This is a genomic window from Xenorhabdus ishibashii (assembly GCF_002632755.1).
GTDB classification, from domain to species: Bacteria; Pseudomonadota; Gammaproteobacteria; order Enterobacterales; family Enterobacteriaceae; genus Xenorhabdus; species Xenorhabdus ishibashii.
The window spans coordinates 2,393,500-2,415,038 of the sequence record NZ_NJAK01000001.1 but is presented as its reverse complement, the minus strand read 5'-3'; the positions used below and the strand labels follow the sequence as shown (position 1 = coordinate 2,415,038).

19 protein-coding genes are annotated in these 21,539 nt (G+C 42.7%); 9 read left to right on the top strand and 10 right to left on the bottom strand.

What is annotated here, in order from left to right:
• Window positions 1-46: 46 nt before the first annotated feature.
• The 9 genes from Xish_RS11500 to Xish_RS11460 form a co-directional block, all read right to left on the bottom strand.
• Window positions 47-1,414 carry an MFS transporter gene (locus Xish_RS11500; RefSeq protein WP_099117979.1) on the bottom strand — a complete coding sequence of 456 codons (1,368 nt, stop codon included), beginning with the start codon at window positions 1,412-1,414 and terminating at the stop codon, window positions 47-49.
• A 142-nt stretch (window positions 1,415-1,556) separates the two neighbouring features.
• A complete protein-coding gene (gene cyoE / locus Xish_RS11495; RefSeq protein WP_099117978.1) occupies window positions 1,557-2,441 on the bottom strand; it encodes a heme o synthase in 885 nt (294 codons plus the stop codon).
• A 12-nt stretch (window positions 2,442-2,453) separates the two neighbouring features.
• Window positions 2,454-2,786, bottom strand: coding sequence for a cytochrome o ubiquinol oxidase subunit IV (locus tag Xish_RS11490; protein ID WP_099117977.1), 333 nt, complete (start codon window positions 2,784-2,786; stop codon window positions 2,454-2,456).
• A complete protein-coding gene (locus tag Xish_RS11485) occupies window positions 2,786-3,397 on the bottom strand; it encodes a cytochrome o ubiquinol oxidase subunit III (protein WP_099117976.1) in 612 nt (203 codons plus the stop codon). The genes Xish_RS11490 and Xish_RS11485 overlap by 1 nt, the downstream gene beginning before the upstream one ends.
• The gene (gene cyoB / locus Xish_RS11480) at window positions 3,397-5,379 is read right to left on the bottom strand and encodes a cytochrome o ubiquinol oxidase subunit I (RefSeq protein WP_099117975.1); all 1,983 of its coding nucleotides are present in this window, start codon (window positions 5,377-5,379) and stop codon (window positions 3,397-3,399) included. The genes Xish_RS11485 and cyoB overlap by 1 nt, the downstream gene beginning before the upstream one ends.
• Window positions 5,380-5,383: 4 nt before the next feature.
• On the bottom strand, window positions 5,384-6,349 hold the full coding sequence (cyoA, locus tag Xish_RS11475) for a cytochrome o ubiquinol oxidase subunit II (protein WP_099117974.1): 966 nt from the start codon (window positions 6,347-6,349) through the stop codon (window positions 5,384-5,386).
• 350 nt (window positions 6,350-6,699) lie between these two features.
• On the bottom strand, window positions 6,700-7,467 hold the full coding sequence (locus Xish_RS11470) for a nucleoside-specific channel-forming Tsx family protein (protein ID WP_099117973.1): 768 nt from the start codon (window positions 7,465-7,467) through the stop codon (window positions 6,700-6,702).
• Window positions 7,468-7,745: 278 nt separating this feature from the next.
• The gene (ampG, locus tag Xish_RS11465; protein ID WP_099117972.1) at window positions 7,746-9,275 is read right to left on the bottom strand and encodes a muropeptide MFS transporter AmpG; all 1,530 of its coding nucleotides are present in this window, start codon (window positions 9,273-9,275) and stop codon (window positions 7,746-7,748) included.
• Between the two features lie 71 nt (window positions 9,276-9,346).
• Window positions 9,347-9,934 (bottom strand): lipoprotein, encoded by a 588-nt coding sequence (locus tag Xish_RS11460; RefSeq protein ID WP_099117971.1) that lies wholly within the window; start codon window positions 9,932-9,934, stop codon window positions 9,347-9,349.
• A 249-nt stretch (window positions 9,935-10,183) separates the two neighbouring features.
• Between Xish_RS11460 and bolA the strand changes: the two genes are divergently transcribed.
• From bolA to Xish_RS11415, 9 genes are all read left to right on the top strand, one after another.
• Window positions 10,184-10,507 carry a transcriptional regulator BolA gene (bolA, locus tag Xish_RS11455; RefSeq protein WP_099117970.1) on the top strand — a complete coding sequence of 108 codons (324 nt, stop codon included), beginning with the start codon at window positions 10,184-10,186 and terminating at the stop codon, window positions 10,505-10,507.
• Window positions 10,508-10,902: 395 nt separating this feature from the next.
• On the top strand, window positions 10,903-12,207 hold the full coding sequence (gene tig, locus Xish_RS11450; RefSeq protein ID WP_099117969.1) for a trigger factor: 1,305 nt from the start codon (window positions 10,903-10,905) through the stop codon (window positions 12,205-12,207).
• 272 nt (window positions 12,208-12,479) lie between these two features.
• Window positions 12,480-13,103 carry an ATP-dependent Clp endopeptidase proteolytic subunit ClpP gene (gene clpP / locus Xish_RS11445; RefSeq protein WP_074019295.1) on the top strand — a complete coding sequence of 208 codons (624 nt, stop codon included), beginning with the start codon at window positions 12,480-12,482 and terminating at the stop codon, window positions 13,101-13,103.
• Between the two features lie 143 nt (window positions 13,104-13,246).
• Window positions 13,247-14,518, top strand: a complete 1,272-nt coding sequence (gene clpX / locus Xish_RS11440; protein ID WP_099117968.1) for an ATP-dependent protease ATP-binding subunit ClpX — start codon at window positions 13,247-13,249, stop codon at window positions 14,516-14,518.
• Between the two features lie 208 nt (window positions 14,519-14,726).
• On the top strand, window positions 14,727-17,081 hold the full coding sequence (lon, locus tag Xish_RS11435) for an endopeptidase La (protein ID WP_099117967.1): 2,355 nt from the start codon (window positions 14,727-14,729) through the stop codon (window positions 17,079-17,081).
• A gap of 242 nt (window positions 17,082-17,323) precedes the next feature.
• Entirely contained in the window at window positions 17,324-17,599 is a 276-nt protein-coding gene (gene hupB / locus Xish_RS11430) for a nucleoid-associated protein HU-beta (RefSeq protein WP_167383261.1), read from the top strand.
• A 174-nt stretch (window positions 17,600-17,773) separates the two neighbouring features.
• Window positions 17,774-19,654, top strand: a complete 1,881-nt coding sequence (gene ppiD, locus Xish_RS11425) for a peptidylprolyl isomerase (protein WP_099117965.1) — start codon at window positions 17,774-17,776, stop codon at window positions 19,652-19,654.
• A 163-nt stretch (window positions 19,655-19,817) separates the two neighbouring features.
• Window positions 19,818-20,201, top strand: a complete 384-nt coding sequence (locus Xish_RS11420; RefSeq protein WP_099117964.1) for a ComEA family DNA-binding protein — start codon at window positions 19,818-19,820, stop codon at window positions 20,199-20,201.
• Between the two features lie 149 nt (window positions 20,202-20,350).
• A complete protein-coding gene (locus Xish_RS11415) occupies window positions 20,351-20,758 on the top strand; it encodes an acyl-CoA thioesterase (protein WP_099117963.1) in 408 nt (135 codons plus the stop codon).
• A gap of 75 nt (window positions 20,759-20,833) precedes the next feature.
• Here the strand turns inward: Xish_RS11415 and queC are convergent, their stop codons facing one another.
• Entirely contained in the window at window positions 20,834-21,532 is a 699-nt protein-coding gene (queC, locus tag Xish_RS11410) for a 7-cyano-7-deazaguanine synthase QueC (protein WP_099117962.1), read from the bottom strand.
• Window positions 21,533-21,539 lie beyond the last annotated feature (7 nt).

Here is a 21,539-nt window from a genome sequence, read left to right as displayed (position 1 = left end):
CATAGTACGGTGTTTGATAACACCGTACTTGTTATAAATACCCAAGCTATTTATGGGATAATACAAGCTGTTCTAACTGTTCACGATTAGTTAGTTTAGTATCGACTTTGATATACGCACTGAGTTCTTCCGGTGCGATGACAACATCTTTTACGCCGGCTTGCGCCAATATCTTTTTCTCCAATATCTCAGAGTTGTTTAGCTGTTCTGGCAAGATGAGCCTGATACTACTGACATAGGGTGGTTGCCGCAATGTCAGACTGATAATAAACCAGAATGCGGTCAGTGCGATGCCACCTATAAAGACGAGCGATGCACCTTGCCATTCGTAAAGCATTCCTCCAAGGAAACCTCCCAAAGCAACGCCAAGGAATTGGCTGGTAGAGTAAACCCCCATCGCTGTACCTTTGTAACCCGCAGGTGCTTCTTTGCTGATGAGTGAAGGCAAAATAGCCTCCATGATATTAAATGCAAGAAAGAAAATCTGAATGCCTGCAAAGATCCCCCAAAGATGCGATCCCTGAGACCATAAAACGGCTTCAGCTATGAATAGCATACCTATACACAGCAAAAATACCTGTTTCATACGACGTTTTGTTTCTGCGTAGATAATGAAAGGCAGAACGGCGACAAAAGAGATAAGTGTAGTAATTAAATATACTTTCCAGTGTTGTTGTGGAGGAAATCCCACTTTTTCCATAATAAGGGGAAGGGCAACAAAGCTCGACATCAATAAGGTATGCAGGCAGAGAATACCAAAATTGAGTTTTAACAGTTGCGGATCTGAAAGCACACGCTTGAAGCTGCCGCGTGCGATACCCGATTCGCGATTTAGCAAATGCTTGTGTGTATTTGGTACGGCAAACAGAGTGATAAGTATCCCGCAGCCAGCAAGGATTGCAATTGCCCCAAATAAACCATTTAAACCGATTTGGTGGGTAATAATAGGGCCAGCAACAATTGCAAAGGCAAATGTAATGCCGAAACTAATGCCGATAAATGCCATTGCTTTTGTTCGATTCTGCTCACGAGTCAGATCTGAAAGTAATGCCATGATAGCGGCGGATATTGCCCCTGTGCCTTGCAAGGCTCGCCCGATAATGATCCCCCAAATAGAATCGCTTAAGGCGGCAATAACACTGCCTAATGCAAAGATGAGAAGCCCGCCAATGATTAAAGGTTTCCTGCCAATTTTGTCTGATAAAAGCCCAAATGGGATCTGAAATATTGCCTGAGTTAAGCCGTAGATGCCAATGGCAATCCCAATAAGAGCTTCAGTCGCATCACGTAGTGCTAAACCATAGGTCGTCAGAACAGGCAGAACCATGAACATGCCTAACATGCGCAGGGAGAAAACAGAACCTAAGCCCCATGTTGCCCGAAGTTCAAGCGGAGTCATTTTATTATCGTTCATGGATACCTCAAAAAAATCTGGTATGACATTTCAATTAGGTGAGAGCAAACGAAAAAGAAGCGCTTGTAACCGAATAAGTTGTCATTGAATAGAGATAAAAGAAAGGAAAAAAGATGGCAGGGTAAACCCCGCCATCTAAATATTACCAGACATAAGTCAGTAGGTTTTCTGGAGATGCTGTTGAATCTACAGACATCATGACGCTTAATGACATGATAGCGACGATAGAAAACAGAAATAACTTACGGGCCCAAATACGGTCATTAGAGGTTTTATAACCTGATAATGCCATACCCAACCACCAGATACTCACTGCTGCCGCTACGATAAGGTATTTATAACCCGCATAGCCACTGAGAGTCAGCATCAACGTGGCAACCATAAAGGCCAGAATGTACAGGGTGATATGATTTTTCGCGACGGAAATACCTTTAATCACGGGTAATACTGGAATATTGGCCGCCTGATAATCTTTGAGCCGAAAAATAGCAATGGCGTAAGAGTGAGGCATCTGCCACAAGCTGAAGATCAACAGTAAGATCAACGCGCCAGTATCAAAGTGTCCCGCTACTGCACAGTAACCAATCACAGGAGGTGCTGCACCTGACAAGCTACCAACCAGCGTGCCATAAACAGATTTTCTTTTCATGTAGAGGCTATAAACCCCAACATAAATGATAAACCCGATAAGAGCTAGCTGCATTGCTAAGGCATTGGCTGCTACATAGAGCAGCACTATGCCAGCAATACCTAACACTGAGGCGTAAATCAGGCTGATTTTCGGATCGATAAGCCCTTTCACAAGGACCCTTTCTTTCGTTCTTTCCATGATACGGTCGATATCGCGGTCGATATAGTTGTTGAATACACAACCTGATGCTACCACCAGCGATACCCCGACCATCGTTGCAAAGAACAAGGGGTAATCTATTACGCCCTTGGAAGCGAGTAGAAAACCACCAATCGCAGAAATTAGATTTCCGAAAATAATTCCTGGTTTGGTCACTTGCAGGTATTGCTTAATCATTCAAATCAACCCTTAATCAACCATCATATTGATGTTCAGGTTGTACATAATCCACAGGGAGCCAACAACAACGATAGCGATGACCAAGAGTGTGAATATTAAGGCAACTAGGTTCCAACGCTCTTCAGATGATGTATTCATATGCAGGAAGCAGATGAAATGAACAAAAATCTGAACGACAGCCATGGCGAGGACTGTCACCAGAATTGTGCTGTGTGAAGCCGTGCCATCCATCACCATCCAGAATGGGATCACGGTCAGTATGACTGACAGAACAAAACCAATCATATAGGTTTTGAAGCTACCGTGGCTGGCACCGGAATGAGAAGTATTTGGATGACTCATTACATAGCTCCCATCAGATAAACGACAGTAAATACACAGATCCATACAACATCAAGGAAGTGCCAGAACAGGCTCAGGCAGTTCAGACGCATACGGTTCACATCAGTCAGGCCACGACGTGAAACTTGAACCATCAGAGTAATGATCCAAATCAGACCGAAGGTAACGTGCAGACCGTGAGTAGCAACCAGTGCAAAGAAAGCAGACAGGAATGCACTACGGTCAGGGCCAAAGCCTTCTGAAATCAGTTTATGGAATTCATACACTTCCATTGAAACGAAGCCAAGGCCAAGCAGGAAGGTAATGAATAGCCACAAATTAACCTGAGCAACTTTACCTTTGTTCATGCTCAGCATGGCGAAACCATAGGTGATACTACTAAATAGCAGCAGGAAGGTTTCTACCAGTACAAATGGCAGTTCAAAAATATCCTTACCAGACGGCCCCCCCGCAGTGCCATTAACTAACACTGCATAGGTAGCAAACAGACTTGCAAACAGAACCAAGTCACTCATCAGGTAGACCCAGAAGCCAAATACCTTGTTGGCTCCTGTATCGTGGTGCCCATGAGCATCATGGGCGGCTGTGTTGTTAAGGGTTTGAGTCGACATTATTTCACACCTGCCTTTCTCAGTTCTTCATAACGCTGATTTTCAACTTTCTCGACGTCGGCTACAGGGACGTAATAATCAACGTCTTCGTCAAAGCTTTTCACGATGCAGCTAATGATGATGCCAGCGAAGCTTGCAATAGCCATCCACCAGATATGCCAGATCAAAGCAAAGCCTAAGGTCAGACAGAAAGCACTAATGATTACACCGGCACCGGTATTTTTAGGCATATGAATTTCTTCATATTTAGCCGGACGCTTATATTCAGTGCCTTTTTCTTTCATATCCCACCATGCATCACGAGTCTGAATGTGTGGAACCTCAGCAAAATTATAGAATGGAGGTGGAGATGAAGTTGACCATTCCAGAGTACGGCCACCCCACGGGTCACCCGTCAAATCACGGTTTTGGTCACGGTCACGGATACTGACGTAGAACTGGATAACCTGACACAGAATACCCAGGGCGATTAAGACAACGCCACCTGCGGCAACAACCAGCAGAGGGTGGAATTCAGGGTTGATATCCTGGCTCAGACGACGGGTCATACCCATAAAGCCCAGTGCGTACAGCGGCATAAAGGCAACGAAGAAACCAGTGATCCAGAACCAGAATGCACGAACACCCCATTTTTCATTCAGCGTGAAACCGAATGCTTTCGGGAACCAGTAAGTTGTACCTGCGAAGCAGCCGAATACCACACCACCGATGATGACGTTATGGAAGTGGGCAATCAGGAAAAGACTATTGTGCAGAACAAAGTTTGCGCCAGGTACTGCTAACAGAACACCTGTCATACCACCAATGGAGAAGGTGACTAAGAAGCCAACAGTCCACAGCATTGGGGTTTTGAATTCAATACGACCACGGTACATGGTGAACAGCCAGTTGAAGATCTTAACTCCAGTCGGGATGGAGATAATCATCGTGGCGATACCAAAGAAGGCGTTGACATTCGCGCCAGAACCCATGGTGAAGAAGTGGTGCAACCATACAATGAACGACAGGATGGTAATAACGATCGTCGCCCACACCAGAGAGGTATAACCAAACAGGCGTTTTTTCGAGAAGGTTGCAGTAACTTCGGAGAAAATACCAAAGACAGGCAGCACCAGAATATAGACTTCAGGATGGCCCCAAGCCCAAATCAGGTTGATGTACATCATCATGTTGCCGCCCATATCGTTGGTAAAGAAATGGGTGCCCAGATAACGATCCAGAGTGAGCAACGCAATGGTCACTGTCAGGATTGGGAACGCAGCAATAATAAGGATGTTGGTGCACAGTGAAGCCCAAGTGAAAACAGGCATTTTCATCATGGACATACCTGGTGCACGCATGCGCAGGATGGTCACGAAGAAGTTAACGCCTGTCAGCAATGTACCGACACCAGAGAGCTGAAGACTCCATATCCAGTAGTCAACACCGACCCCCGGATTGTACTCCAGACCAGATAGCGGTGGGTATGCCAACCAACCGGTTTGTGCAAACTCACCAACGCCCAGAGAGATGTTGATCAGTGCGACACCGACAACAAATAACCAGAAACTCAAAGAGTTCAGGAATGGGAATGCAACGTCACGAGCGCCGATTTGCAGAGGAACAACAATGTTCATCAGACCGACAACGAAAGGCATCGCCATAAAGAAGATCATGATAACGCCGTGAGCGGTAAAGATCTGATCATAATGGTGCGGGGGCAGGAAACCGGCTTCACCCGCGGAAGCCAAGGCTTGCTGTCCACGCATCATGATGGCATCAGCGAAACCACGGAGCATCATCACCATGGCAACGACGATGTACATGACACCAATTTTCTTATGGTCAACGCTGGTTAACCATTCACTCCAGAGCCATTTCCATTTACGGAAATAAGTCAAGGAACCAACAACTACCAGTCCCCCAAGCAGGATCCCCAACAATGTCACCACAATAATGGGTTCATGTAATGGGATCGCATCCAGTGTTAATTTTCCCCACATGCCTTTATTCCTCAACACCTGAATGAGCCGGCTGACTCATATTCATATTATGACCCGCAGCTTCACCATGTTCTGTTTTGCCGTGACCAGACATACCAAACATACCACCATGGCCCATGTCACCCATGAATTTGGCGATAGTCTCTTGGAACAGTTTTGGTTTTACGCTTGAGAAGTATTCAACTGGATTGTTTTGGCTAGGTTTAGCCAAGTCGTTGAATGCTTGTACGGTATCCAGGGTTTTCGGTGATGCTTTAACTTTCTGCACCCACTCTTCAAAACCTGCACGATCATCCGTCGCTGTTGCAGTGAATTTCATGCCTGAGAAGCCATGACCACTGTAACTTGCTGAGAATCCATCGTATTTACCCGCTGAGTTAGCAATCAGGTGCAATTTTGTCTGCATACCTGCCATTGCATAAATCTGACCACCCAACTGTGGAATGAAGAAAGAGTTCATCACAGAGTCTGAGGTGATTTTGAAGTTAATTGGAACATTTTTAGGGAATACAATTTCATTTACGGTTGCGATACCCTGTTCCGGATAGATGAACAGCCATTTCCAGTCAAGGGAAATAACTTCAATCGTCACCGGTTTTATATCACTGTCCAATGGCTTATATGGATCGAGTTCATGTGTCGTTTTCCATGTAATCGTTGCCAAGGTGATGATAATCAGGATAGGCACGGTCCAAACGACAAGCTCAATTTTATTTGAGTGTGCCCAGTTTGGACGGTAAGTTGCAGATTTATTGGCTTCCCGGTAACGTAAGGCAAAAATGATTGCCATTACAATAGCCGGTATAACAACGATCAGCATCAGGCCAAACGCTGTCAGTATCAGCGTTTTTTGCTCGGCGCCGATCGCCCCTTTGGGATTCATCAATACCATATCACAACCACCTAGCATTAACGTGGCTGCGAGTAGTGACGATAACCCAATAGTTTTTTTGTATTTCATAAGTCTCATTGAGCGACCCCAGATAACAAAAGCTTTATTGTCGTTTCATCAGTGCGGGCATTCTACGGTAAGGTTACCGGAGTGTAAACAATTGTAATAGAAGCAGGTTGGCTTGTGGGCTTTTTATGTTAGAGGGATCACATGTGATTCTAAATTTAACAAAACGTTAATTTCGGCTGGTTATCTTAACCAAAAAATCAAAACAGACAATTAATTTCAAATAACCCTCTATTTTAAAAAGAAAAAATATGATAAAAATCAAAGAAAAATTACTGAAATATACTTTGTTATTGATAGGATAACTATTATTTATCGGTTTCAATGAGCAGCGCCAGGCTGCTCACCGATTAAACTAGTTGCTAGAAGTTATATTTTACACTATAAACAATACCATCCTGCAAAAAGTCTTCTCCCAGTTTGTTATCCGCATAACGGTATTGAATTCCGGTTGTAAAAGAAGGATGTGGAGTCCACCATAGTGCAATAGCACCGTTAATGCCTTCGCGTCCGCCGTTGCCATAACGTTCGTTGCGGTTCAATTCAATTTCATTCCAGTTTGTAACACTGAATTTTTGATCCCAAAGATTGAAATCGTATCCAGCAACCCAGCCTACGACATAACCGTTATTGCCTGAATAGAACGTTTGGTCAACATAATGCAGTGCGACAAAAGGTTTAAACCATAAGCCAGCAATATTAGCATTATAGCCTAATCCATAGAGTGTATTAACTTCATGGAAGTTGCCACCATTTGCTTTGCCTGGCAATGAATAAGTTCCATAAACATGACCATAAAGGTTGAAACCCGTATCACCCAGATAGAAACGACCTGTTGTCTTGAAAGTATAACGCTGGTTATCACCTGGTTGGGCTGTTTTACTGTTAAAAGGATTCTCTAAATCGGCGAAACCGTAGAGTTCGCCCCAGCTAAATCCTGCTCCACCTTCCAGTTCTAAATAAGCAAAATCATCCTTATGTGAGGTTTGTCCGGTTTTATGAGTGGTATGTTTGCTCCAGTCAAGGTAATTCATGCTGACATTGCCAAATCCCCACTGGTATTCCGCGCTGGCTGAAGCAGAAACTAAGGCTGCGGCAACTGCGGTGAGTGTCAAAATACGTCTTTTCATAAATTCCCTTTATATGGTTTTAAGGTGGTTAACGATATTTCGAATAGTTCGAAATAATATGCGTTCAAATAATAATATTTGTTAGTTTAAATATAAATAATTCCACCTTGAAAAAGATGCTGTTCAGACCACAGAATTGTGTTTTTTTACTCTTCTTGTGAAGTTTGTCACTATCTAAACTGGATAAACCAGCAATATAAACTGGTGACAGAAGGCTGAGCTTTGTCAGCCTTCTGCTGTAGGCAGGTGTGAAAAAGGCGTTGAACAGGTACAGTAAACTAAGCGAGCCTACTTTTCTTTAAAGCCAAATAATCTAATATTCCACCTAAAAGAAAGCCCAAGGTTCCAATGATTCCCCCCCAGGATAACAGTGGAGATATCCACTCACCAACTTCATGCAGACATTGTATATATTCTGGCGATATAGTGTACACCAGAGGGACTAAATGAATGATGATAAACAGTACGCTACTGATAATTAACCAAACTATGAACATCAGGGCGGCCAATATCATGATACTAAAAGCGAATTTATAAGCGTTTTTGAATAGTGTTCGAGGTAAAAAATCATCATTTTTCTGGGTATAAGCCAGTGTTTTGCGGCAGACGAACAACAATACAAGCCCCGGTAATCCGATAATAACAGAAAATAGATAGAACATTGGCCAACCATAGGCTTCTGCAAACCACCCTGCTACCGGGCCAACATAAACTCGGCCAACTGCTGATAATGCAGAAAGCAACGCGAACTGTGTTGCTGAAAATGATTTATTACATAAGGTCATTAGAAGAGCAACAAAAGCCGCTGTTCCCATACCACCACAGATATTTTCCAGAAAAATCGCCGCTCCCATTAGGTAAATGTCTTTAGGGGTCACGGCAAGTATCCAATAACCGAAATTTGAAACGGTTTGAAGAATGCCAAAGATCATCAGGGCACGGAACAAGCTTAGCCGATGCATCAAATAACCGCCGTATAATGCGCCGACAATGGTTGCAGCGAGTCCGAGGGTTTTATTGATCATACCGACTTCGGCCGGATTGAAACCGACGCCACGAATAAGGAAAGGTGTACTGAGTGAGAGAGCAAAAGCATCTGCCAGTTTGTACAGCACAATCAGTAGCAGGATAAGCCAGGCATTGTTGCGGTTGAAAAAATCAAACAATGGCTCGAATACCGCCTGATGTAGTGTTTTTGGTGGTGCTGTATTGATTTCCGGTTCTTTGGCTGTAAGCGTGGCATAAACGCCAATCAACATCAGGCCAGCCATAACCCAATACATACTTTGCCAACCAATATAGGTAGCGAGTAACAAGGCTAATCCACCGGAAACCAGCATAGCTAACCGATAACCCAGTACGGAAATAGCGGCACCTGATCCTCGTTCTTCCTGTGATAATAAATCGGTTTTATAGGCATCAAAAATAATATCTTGGGAGGCTGAGAAGAATGCAACAGCAACCGCCAATGCAGCAAGCCACCATAAGTGCTGGGAAGGTTGAAGAAATCCCATTGCTGCAATACTGACGATCAACAAAAGTTGAGTGGCGAGCATCCACCCCCGTCTGCGTCCTAAAAAGGAGGGGGTATATCGATCCATCGCGGGTGCCCAGAGAAACTTAAAAACATAGGCTTGACCAACCAAAGTGAAAAAACCGATAGTTCGGATATCGACGTTTTCGACAGTCATCCATGCTTGTAATGTTCCAGCCGTGAGTGCAAGAGGCAGACCTGAGGCAAAGCCCAGTAATAGAAGGGTTCGATAGTTGCGTAATGCAGATAGGTTTAAGTAACGATGGTTAGTCATGAGCCTCCCAAAATTTTCTGCATACTATCCAATGTTGTCAGAATTAGGCAGAAAGTTTATTCATTGTCCTGTTAATGGACGCTTTGTTTAATAAATGCACTGATTGACGCATCCTGAGCCATGTCTGCGATCACATCAGATAAGACAGTATTTACTGCATCAGCAATTTTAGCGTTTGTTGCTGTCAGTGGTCCTTGAGCACTGTAGCTGGTGCGATAATTTTTGATTTGTTTACTACCATCTTGAGCATAAACAATGATAGATATTTCAGCTTTTGCTGAAATATCATGACGAAGGCTACCTTCTTTCACATTGGCATAGAGTTGATTGACAACGACCTGCAAATTGGCATTAGCGGGAGAACCAATCATATAGCCACGAGCTGCCATTTGCTTTTCCAATGCTTCTTGCAGTAAGAAGCGTAAATCGCGGGAAGGAACCAATGTAACTAATCGCGCATTACGATTAATTTGCGCCAAAGCTTGAGATTGACGATGATCGACCCCACTAATAGTGATAGTGATCGCTTTCATGGTTGGATCGGCTGGTGGCAGAGTAATTTTGGGTTGAATGGCTAAGGTGTTGCCTGAGTCTGCACAACCAGATAACCCAGATAAAAAGAAAAGCGTAATCAATGGAATAAATATTTTCTTCAGCATTTAGGTTTTCTCAATTTAAGATTCGGATACTCAATATTAATACGGGTAGTTTAAACCGCCGTAATCATAGCATTGCCATGGGGAGCGGCATATCCCTGATGATTGAAACACGATTTGCAATATCGTGAGAAATACCTGATGTAAATTCTGTTAAAGAGATTTGGTTATTTCGATGTTATAAATCACGGGAAATAATCTAGAATCAAAGATGTGGTTGATAAATAACCTTTGGTGATTTAGGAGAATGGGATGGTTCGTCAAGAAATAGAAACAAAGTTACAGGCGGCATTTAAGCCTTCTCATCTGGAAGTAATCGATGAAAGTTATCGTCATAATGTGCCTGCGGGCTCTGAAAGCCATTTTAAAATTATTATTATAAGCAATGAATTTGTTGAACAAAGAATACTGAATCGCCACCGCTCAGTATATAGCGCCTTGGCTAAAGAATTAGAGGAAGGTGTACATGCTTTGGCACTTCATACTTATACGGAAAAGGAGTGGGCAGAACTAGCAGACACTGTTTTGGCTTCTCCAGCGTGTCGCGGAGGAAGTACGACAACATCAAATTTGTGATTTTTTGAGCTAATCTCATAGCTTATTTGTCTCTACTTTAATTAATCCAAATTTAATTTTAGCTGACAGCCTTCGGGCTGTATTTTTGTTTATATGCATATTGCATAAACGATAGCATCATAAACAGTATAATGATGTAGTTATTAAGCAACGTTTATCACATAAGTCAACGAATCACGCATGCTTTTGTCTGCAATTCTCGACTCATCCTGTCTGCGTCGCTATAATGCTGCGTCTAAATTTTTAGAATGGTTTCGGGACGCTTCTGATCACAGGGATTCTCGGTTTTTTAATGCGACCGCCCCGGTTCTTAAAGAGTACTGCAATCAGCTTGTTTTAAGCCTTGCAGTCATTCTGAAGTTGACCGAGCACTATGATTTTTTTGAGGTAACAAGATGCAAGTTTCTGTTGAAACCACTCAAGGCCTTGGGCGTCGTGTGTCAATCACCGTTCCTGCTGCCGATATCGAAAAAGCAGTTGACAGTGAACTGGTTAATGTAGCAAAGAAAGTCCGTATCGACGGTTTTCGTAAAGGCAAAGTGCCAATGAATATCGTGAAGCAGCGTTATGGCGCTTCTGTTCTTCAGGATGTTCTGGGTGATCTGATGCAGCGCAATTTCATCAATGCGATCATTGAGCAGAAAATCAATCCAGCAGGCGCACCAAGCTACAAACCGGAACAGTTTAAAGACGGTGAAGACTTCACTTACGCAGTTGAATTTGAAGTTTATCCTGAAATTGAGCTGAAAGGTCTGGAAGAAATCACCGTTGAAAAACCTGTTGTTGAAGTAAAAGATGCAGACGTTGACAACATGCTGGATACGCTGCGTAAACAGCAGGCAGATTGGAAAGAAATTGATGAAGCAGCGGCTGCGGAAGATCGCGTGACTGTTGATTTCACGGGTTCCATTGATGGTGAAGAGTTCGAAGGCGGTAAATCAACTGATTTCGTTCTGGCAATGGGCCAGGGTCGTATGATCCCAGGTTTTGAAGATGGTATCGTTGGTCACAAAGCAGGTGAAGAATTTACTATCGATGTGACTTTCCCAGAAGATTACCATGCAGAAAATCTGAAAGGTAAAGCAGCGAAGTTCGAAATCAACCTGAAAAAAGTTGAACAGCGTGAACTGCCAGAGCTGACAGAAGAGTTCATCAAACGTTTTGGTATTGCTGATGGTACGGTTGAAGGTTTACGCACCGAAGTTCGCAAGAACATGGAACGTGAACTGAAAAATGCTGTTCGTAACAACATTAAAACTCAGGTTCTTGATGGTCTGGTTAAGGCTAACGAAATTGAAGTTCCTGCGGCTGTTATTGATAGTGAAATTGATGTACTGCGTCGTCAGGCTGCCCAGCGTTTTGGCGGCAGCGAAAAACAAGCTCTGGAACTGCCACGTGAACTGTTCGAAGAGCAGGCTAAACGTCGCGTTGTTGTTGGTTTGCTGTTAGGCGAAGTGATCAGCAGCAATGAGCTGAAAGTCGAAGAAGAACGCGTTACTGCGTTGATCGAAGAGATGGCAGCAGCTTATGAAGATCCGAAAGAAGTTGTTGAATACTACAGCAAAAATAAAGAAATGATGAACAACATTCGCAACATTGCTCTGGAAGAGCAGGCTGTTGAACTTGTTCTGAGCAAAGCTAAAGTTTCTGAAAAAGAAACCGGCTTTAATGATCTTATGAACCAAAATCAATTGGCATAAGTTTCATTCATTGATTGCCTGAGATGATGAAACCTCGCACTCAATGAAGTGAACCTAAGTAAACCCGCAGGCGATGCTTGCGGGTTTTTTTTATTGTTCTTGAAAAAAACAGATTTAACCTCATATCCTTTCTTACTATTATGTAAGAGCTTACTACTTTTTATAGGGGAAAAATCCCCTTGTGAGTTAACTTTGGATCATGGTCATCATCGCTTATCTCAAGTAGAATCAGTTATGAATGGCACCAGCGTGAGTTCTATTAGGAGACGGAAATGTCATACAGTGGCAAGCAAGATCAATATGCACCTAACATGTCTTTGGTGCCGATGGTGGTTGAACAAACAGCACGTGGCGAACGTGCATTTGATATCTTCTCCCGCTTATTAAAGGATCGTATTATTTTTCTGACTGGACCTGTTGAAGATCATATGGCGAACTTGATCGTTGCCCAAATGCTATTCTTGGAAGCAGAAAACCCAGAAAAAGATATTCATTTATATATCAACTCACCTGGTGGAGTTATCACGGCAGGCATGTCTATTTATGATACGATGCAGTTTATCAAACCAGACGTGAGCACTATTTGTATGGGGCAGGCCTGTTCAATGGGAGCATTCCTACTGACCGCTGGAGCAAAAGGGAAACGCTTCTGTCTGCCAAATTCCAGAGTTATGATTCACCAGCCATTAGGTGGCTTCCAGGGACAGGCAACTGACATTGAGATCCATGCGCAGGAAATACTCAAGGTTAAAGCGCGTATGAACGAATTGATGGCGCAACATACCGGACAGCCACTTGAGAAGATCGTTAAGGATACAGAACGCGATCGTTTCTTGTCAGCTGAAGAATCCGTAGAATATGGGTTGGTTGATAGTATATTCACCCAGCGCAGCTAATTATTAATAATTACTTTATTACTCCGATGCTACCTTATTCTCTAAGCGTTTTTTGATATTGACGCCAAGTTAGGCGGAGTAATAGCGTTTTTTCTGTTATGCCGGACAGACTGGGATAACAGTTCATAAAGTGAGGTTGACTGATGACAGATAAGCGCAAAGACGGTTCAGGAAAGCTGCTGTATTGCTCTTTCTGCGGGAAAAGCCAACATGAAGTACGGAAATTAATAGCCGGCCCGTCAGTGTATATCTGCGATGAATGTGTCGATTTATGTAACGATATCATTCGCGAAGAAATTAAAGAGCTGGTACCACATCGTGAGCGTAGTGCATTACCTACCCCTCATGAAATTCGCCAACATCTGGATGATTATGTTATCGGCCAGGAAACAGCGAAAAAAGTGTTAGCAGTTGCGGTTTATAACCATTACAAAAGATTACGTAATGGTGATTCCACAAACGGTGTGGAACTCGGCAAAAGTAATATTCTGTTGATTGGCCCGACAGGTAGCGGTAAGACGTTGCTAGCAGAGACATTAGCTCGCTATTTAGACGTTCCGTTTACTATGGCTGACGCCACGACATTAACCGAAGCAGGTTATGTTGGGGAAGATGTAGAAAATATTATCCAGAAACTTCTGCAAAAATGTGACTACGATGTGCAGAAAGCACAACGTGGTATCGTATATATTGATGAAATAGATAAAATTTCCCGTAAATCTGATAATCCATCAATTACTCGCGATGTATCAGGAGAAGGGGTTCAGCAAGCCCTGCTGAAACTGATTGAAGGCACTGTGGCCGCGGTTCCTCCTCAAGGTGGTCGTAAGCATCCACAGCAGGAATTCTTGCAAGTTGATACTTCCAAGATTCTGTTTATCTGTGGTGGTGCGTTTGCCGGTTTGGATAAAGTTGTCAGCCAGCGTTTGAATGTCAGTTCAGGTATTGGTTTTAGTGCTACAGTTAGGGGTGAATCAGAGAAAGCCACAGAAGGTGAATTGCTGTCTCAGGTTGAACCGGAAGATTTAATTAAATTTGGGTTAATTCCTGAGTTTATTGGTCGTCTGCCAGTAGTGGCAACACTGACTGAGCTTAATGAAGAAGCATTGATCCAGATCCTACAGGAACCGAAAAATGCGCTGACCAAACAGTATCAGGCCCTGTTTAACCTTGAGGGTGTTGAACTGGAATTCAGAAAAGAAGCCTTGACTGCCATAGCGAAAAAAGCAATGGCCCGTAAAACGGGTGCCCGTGGTCTTCGTTCAATTGTTGAGGGTGTTTTACTGGATACAATGTACGATCTGCCATCGATGGAACATATAGAGAAAGTTGTCGTTGATGAAACGGTTGTTGAAGATAACTCCGCACCATTATTGATATATAGCAAGCCGGATGCCCAAGTTTCTGGTGAGTGAAGAAAGTGGGGTTGGAAGTATTGATTATCAATATGCATTGAAAAAACAAAATGAGGGGGTTCTCCCTCATTTTGTTTTTTGCAGATATAGGCTATTGAATGTTAGATTCCTGTCCCCATATATTTTGTATTCTTTGAAGTGAAACTCGTGAAAACCGTGTTTCACGAGATTCCTAAAACTGGCGAAAGCTAAACGAAGAGAGAGCTCTATGAATCCTGAGCGTTCCGAACGCATAGAAATCCCTGTATTGCCTCTGCGCGATGTAGTGGTTTACCCACATATGGTGATCCCTCTGTTTGTTGGGCGTGAGAAGTCGATTCATTGCCTGGAAGCAGCAATGGAGCATGACAAACAAGTCATGTTGGTCGCGCAAAAAGAAGCATCTACTGATGAACCGGGGATCAATGATCTTTTCTCCGTAGGTACAGTGGCTTCTGTTTTACAGATGTTAAAATTGCCAGATGGCACAGTGAAAGTTCTGGTTGAAGGCTTGCAGCGTGCTCGCATTACCACCTTGACGGATAATGGCGAGTACTTCTATGCACAAGTTGAACACCTTGAATCCCCTGACGTTGATGAACGTGAGCAAGAAGTTCTGGTAAGAACAGTGATTAACCAGTTTGAAGGTTACGTCAAACTGAATAAAAAGATCCCGCCAGAAGTATTGACATCGTTGCACAGTATTGAAGATGCGGCAAAATTGGCAGATACCATCGCTGCACATATGCCTTTGAAAATAAATGACAAACAGACAGTTTTAGAAATGTCTAATGTTGTTGAGCGCATTGAATATCTGATAGCTATGATGGAATCAGAAATCGATCTGTTACAGGTAGAAAAACGTATCCGTAATCGCGTTAAGAAACAGATGGAAAAAAGTCAGCGCGAGTACTACCTGAATGAGCAAATGAAAGCGATCCAGAAAGAATTAGGTGAGATGGATGATGCACCTGATGAATATGAGACGCTGAAACGCAAGATCGAAGATGCGAACATGCCGAAAGAGGCACGCGAAAAAGCCGAAGCTGAATTGCAGAAATTAAAGATGATGTCTCCGATGTCGGCTGAAGCAACGGTTGTTCGTAGTTACATTGACTGGATGGTGCAAGTTCCCTGGGTCTCACGCAGCAAGGTGAAAAAAGATTTAGTCAAAGCTCAGGAAGTGCTGGATACAGACCATTATGGTTTGGAGCGTGTCAAAGAGCGCATTCTTGAATATCTTGCGGTACAAAGCCGTGTTAGCAAGCTTAAAGGGCCAATACTTTGCTTGGTAGGGCCTCCAGGTGTGGGAAAAACCTCATTAGGTCGTTCTATCGCCCGTGCAACTGGGCGTAAGTATGTGCGTATGGCATTGGGTGGCGTACGCGATGAAGCAGAGATCCGTGGTCATCGCCGTACCTATATTGGCTCCATGCCGGGCAAATTAATTCAAAAAATGTCCAAGGTCGGGGTTAAAAATCCGCTGTTCCTGTTGGATGAAATCGACAAAATGTCATCCGATATGCGTGGCGACCCAGCTTCAGCATTGTTAGAAGTGCTTGATCCTGAACAAAACGTCGCATTTAACGATCATTACCTTGAAGTTGATTACGATCTCTCCGATGTCATGTTCGTGGCAACATCTAACTCCATGAATATTCCTGCCCCACTGCTGGATCGTATGGAAGTTATTCGTCTATCGGGCTATACCGAAGATGAAAAACTGAATATTGCCAAACGTCATCTGTTACCAAAACAGATCGAGCGTAACGCGCTGAAGAAAGATGAATTGACTATCGATGATGGTGCAATTATTGGCATTATCCGTTACTACACTCGTGAGGCTGGCGTTCGTAGTTTGGAACGTGAAATCTCTAAATTGTGTCGTAAGGCGGTCAAAGCATTACTGATGGATAAAAAACTTAAGCACATTGAAATTAATGCAGATAACTTGAAAGATTATCTGGGTGTGCAGAAGGTGGATTATGGCCGTGCTGATACAGAAAATCGAGTTGGTCAGGTAACTGGTTTGGCGTGGACAGAAGTGGGTGGTGATTTGCTGACAATTGAAACAGCCAGTGTACCAGGTAAAGGTAAGTTGACTTATACCGGTTCATTGGGTGAAGTGATGCAGGAATCCATCCAGGCGGCATTGACAGTTGTTCGTGCGCGTGCTGATAAGCTGGGTATCAGTTCTGATTTCCATGAGAAACGTGATATTCATGTTCATGTACCAGAAGGGGCGACTCCAAAAGATGGCCCAAGTGCAGGTATTGCAATGTGCACCGCATTGGTCTCTTGCCTGACGGGTAATCCAGTTCGTGCTGACGTCGCCATGACAGGGGAAATTACTCTGCGTGGTTTAGTTCTGCCAATTGGTGGCTTAAAAGAGAAACTGCTGGCAGCGCATCGTGGGGGAATTAAAACAGTTTTGATCCCAGATGACAATAAACGAGATCTGGAAGAGATCCCACAGAATGTGATCCAAGATTTGGAGATCCATCCCGTTAAGCGTATAGAAGACGTTTTATCTATTGCTTTGCAGGAACCCGTATTTGGCGCAGAAGTAGTATCACTGAAATAGCACAAAAATAGTGAGCTAATCCAAGAGCTGTGCACAAAATTCAGGTTGGTGAGTAAATTCAGGCTTGCCAGCCTTTTTTTGTGTCATTAAGTTAGATTAGTCTAATTATCTGATTAAAAATTTTGCTGTTCCATGATTTCTTGCTAATACTGGAAAAGGATTGATATAACGGCATAACTGCCGTGTTATCTGTTGTAAATCGTTTACTGTAACGATAGTAATATTAAATGGGGATGATGAGAGTGAATAAGTCACAACTGATCGACAAAATTGCTGTTGATGCAAATATTTCTAAGGCAGCAGCCGGACGCGTAGTAGATGCATTCATTTCTTCCGTATCTGGTGCATTGAAAAACGGTGATGATGTCGCTTTAGTGGGGTTCGGTACATTTACTGTACGTGAGCGTGCGGCGCGTACAGGGCGCAACCCCCAGACAGGCAAGGAAATCAAGATCGCAGCAGCAAAAGTACCTGCTTTCCGGGCTGGAAAGGGTTTAAAAGATGCAGTTAATGGTTAATGAGCCGGAAACAGGCTCTGGTTTTTGTTATTGCAATAAACTTCAACTGACTAGGGCGTGTTGATAGGCTAGAATATAAGCGCATCAATTGATTGGTGCGCTTTTTTTCTCTTAGCGTTTGAATTGTCGTAATATGACAGTTTCTTTTTCACTAAAGCGGAGTTTTACGTCTTTATGATGGACAACCTACGCACGGCGGCGAACGGTCCTGTGCTCAAAATTGTGTTGGCTCTAATTATCCTGACTTTCTTGGTGACGGGGGTAACCGGTTACCTGTCAAGCGAAAGTGGTAATTATGCTGCCAAAGTGAATGGCCAAACCATTAGTCGTTCTCAGCTAGAGCAGGCATTTTTACAAGAAAAAAATGCTCAGCAGGAAAAGCTGGGAGATGAATTCTCAACTTTGCTAAGCGATGAACGGATGTTACAACAGCTTCGGCGCCAATCATTGGAGAAACTTATCAATGCTACTTTGATTGAACAATATGCCCGTAAGCTGGGTTTATCAGCAAGCGATAATCAAGTTGCACAGGAAATACGTAACCTACCGTTTCTCCAGACTGACGGTCAATTTGATAACAACAAATATCAGGAATATTTAAGCTGGCTTGCTCATTCAAACATCAGCCCTGATAGTTTTGCGGAACAGGTTCGTCAGGATCTGATCAATCATCAATTAAATCAAATTGTTATAGGTGCTGAAATTGCATTGCCGCCAGAAATAAAACAGGAAGCGGCATTACTTTTGCAAGAAAGAACAGTGCGTTTCGCGACTCTTGAATTGAAGTCAATTGAAGAGAAGCAAACAGTTACCGATGAAGAGCTGAAAAAATACTATGACGCAAATAGTAAAAATTTCACTGTGCCGGAAAAAGTAAAAATCAGTTACATAAAAATGGATGCAGCTAATGAGCTGAAAAATGTCACTGTATCTGATGCTGATATTGAAAAATATTATAAAAACAACCTGGCAAAATACACTAAGCCTGAACAGAAGAAGTATAGCTTTATTCAACAGGATTCAGATTCTGCCGCCAAATCGGTTTTGGATGAGTTAAAAAAAGGGGTTGATTTTAATCAATTAGCGTTAGAAAAATCGACTGACAAATTTTCTGCTCAAAAGGGTGGTGATTTGGGATGGATGGAAGAAAACTCTTTACCTAATGAGCTCAAATCGGCGAATTTGACACAGAAAGGGCAACTTTCTGATGTGGTCAAATTATCTAATGGATATGCAATTTTCCGTTTAGATGATATCAAGCCTCAGGAAGTCAAACCGTTGGCGGATGTAAGCTCTGAAATAGAAAAAATTGTTAAGCAGGAAAAAGCGGTTGATGCGTTCTATGCATTACAGAGAAAAGTGAGTGATGCTGCCGCGAATGATAATGAATCTTTAGCAGCAGCGGAAAAAGCAGCGGGTTATCAAGCTGTGATCACTGACTGGTTTGATCGCGATCATGTTCCGACTGACATTAATTTCAACCAAGTTGTTCAGGCTATTTTCTCTGGCAATTTGATTGATGACAAAGGAGCGACAGGCGTTAATTCTGATGTCATTTCGGTTGAAGGTGACAGAGCTTTTATTCTGCGTGTTGACGACGTGAAGCCTGAGACAGTTCAATCGTTTGAACAGGCTAAACCTGAAGTTACTGAATTGGTGAAACGTCAGAAAGCAGAAAAACAACTTCAAATTGAAAGTGATAAGTTATTGGCTGCTCTGAAAGAAGGCAAAGGTGAGCAAGCATTGAAGGCTGCGGGAATTCAGTTTGAGCAACCTACCGTGATAAAACACCTGTCACAAACCAATCAAGCTACCGACGTGGCATTCACTTTACCTCACCCTAAAGAGGGTAAGCCTGTATATGGGTTAGCTCAAGATGAACTGGGCAACGCTGTGCTTATCCAGTTAGATAAAGTGGCTCCGGGATCTGTTACAGATGATCTGCTCAAACAATATATGGCGGGTTATCAGTATCAGACAGGTAATATCATGCTGGAGTCACTGATAATGAATTTGCGTGATTATGCGGATATCAAATTCGGTCAACTTGAATAAAATTGCGAAGTCACTCGCATCTGTTTTTGCAAAATAGTAATTGAAAAAGGCCACTTTCGTGGCCTTTCGCATATTTAAACCTTGCCTGTTGCCCAGAAATATTGTTGTGGCAATCTTTCTCTCACCAACAAAACATGCATCAATAAAACATGGAGAGATTTACATGAAATATTTAAGGATATTATTCAATTCACTTATGATGGCATTTTGTATCAGCATACCGTTAACTCATGCAGCTACCGTTGATGAATCTACTGATAAAATAGTGAAACAATCTGTTAAAACCACCGTTGAAGACAATAAGGTGGAAGAAGGAGCAGAGCAAGTTTCAGGCCAGCAGATACAAGGAAAGGGTGTTGTTAATATTAATACCGCAAATGCTGAAGAATTAGCGAAAGAACTCAATGGGATTGGAACTAAAAAAGCACAGGCGATTATTGAATATCGTGAAAAATATGGTCCTTTTACAGCAATAGAACAATTACAGGAAGTACAAGGCATTGGTCCGATTTTTATAGAGAAAAATCGGGATAAATTGACTTATTAAATGGTCAGGCCCTCTTGTGAATTAGCGGTAATTTAATCAAGAGGGCTGTGATATCGATCAAGAATAATTGATCAAACGTTATTGTGATTAAATTGTTTTGCTATTGTTACACTTTATCTGGTCGGATGAGTGTAAGGAAAAAAATAGCGATGAGCACGATTATCAAAGTCAGAGGTTACCATATTGATCTTTTCCAGCATGTAAACAATGCTCGTTATTTGGAATTTATGGAAGCAGCTCGCTGGGATCTACTTACTGAAGATGACACGCTGGAGTGGTTAAATCGTAAAAATATTGGTTTTGTCGTGGTGAATATCAATATTAATTATCGTCATCCAGCAATGATTACGGATGAACTGGAAGTGAAATCTTCGATGCGAGAGTTACGTAACAAAAGTGGTACATTTTTTCAAGAAATTATACGCCGGAGTGATAATCAAATTATTGCAGATGCTTTGACTACATTTGCTTGTATTAATTTGAAAACGCAAAGAGCATTAGTTTTAGAAGGTGAATTACGAGAAAGGATGGAAGCATATAAAAACAATGCAGGATAGTTTTTAAGATAAAAATGTTGAATGAGAGGTTCATGGAACCTCTCACGGATAACACTACTGAGGTAAAATTTTTGACTAACTGAGATGTGTTTTGGATTTCATATCTAACATTGTGGTCTGGGCATTGCTTAAATAATGGTTTAGTCCTTTAGCCCTGAGGTGGCAGGCAGCGCATTCACCGCACCCATCGCCCTGAACCCCGTTATAGCACGTAAGGGTTTTATTGCGAACAAAATCCAATTTTTGATAATAATCTGCCAATGCCCAAGTTTCCGCCTTGTTTAACCACATTAGAGGAGTTTCGAAACGGATATCACGAGCGATACCTAGACTGACTGCTTTATTGAGAGCCTTGACAAATTCATCACGGCAATCTGGGTAACCCGAAAAATCCGTTTCACAAACGCCAGTAATAACGCTTTCAGCTTCAACCTGATAAGCATAAATTGCCGCCAGAGTTAAAAATAAAATATTACGGCCTGGCACAAAAGTACTTGGGAGGCCATTTTTTTCACTTTCACTGAAATCAGGTACAGGAATATTGTCTCTTGTCAGGCTGCTGATTGCGAGCTCGTTCAATAAAGTCACATCAAGTACTTTGTGGGCTGCGGCACCCAATTCTTTGCTTATGTGACATGCTACATCAATTTCAGCACGGTGACGCTGTCCATAATCAAAGGTGACACAGTGAACTTCGTCATATTGACGGAGTGCTTGAATTAAACAAGTGGTGGAGTCTTGCCCACCACTGAATACAACAACGGCTCGTTTCATGATACCT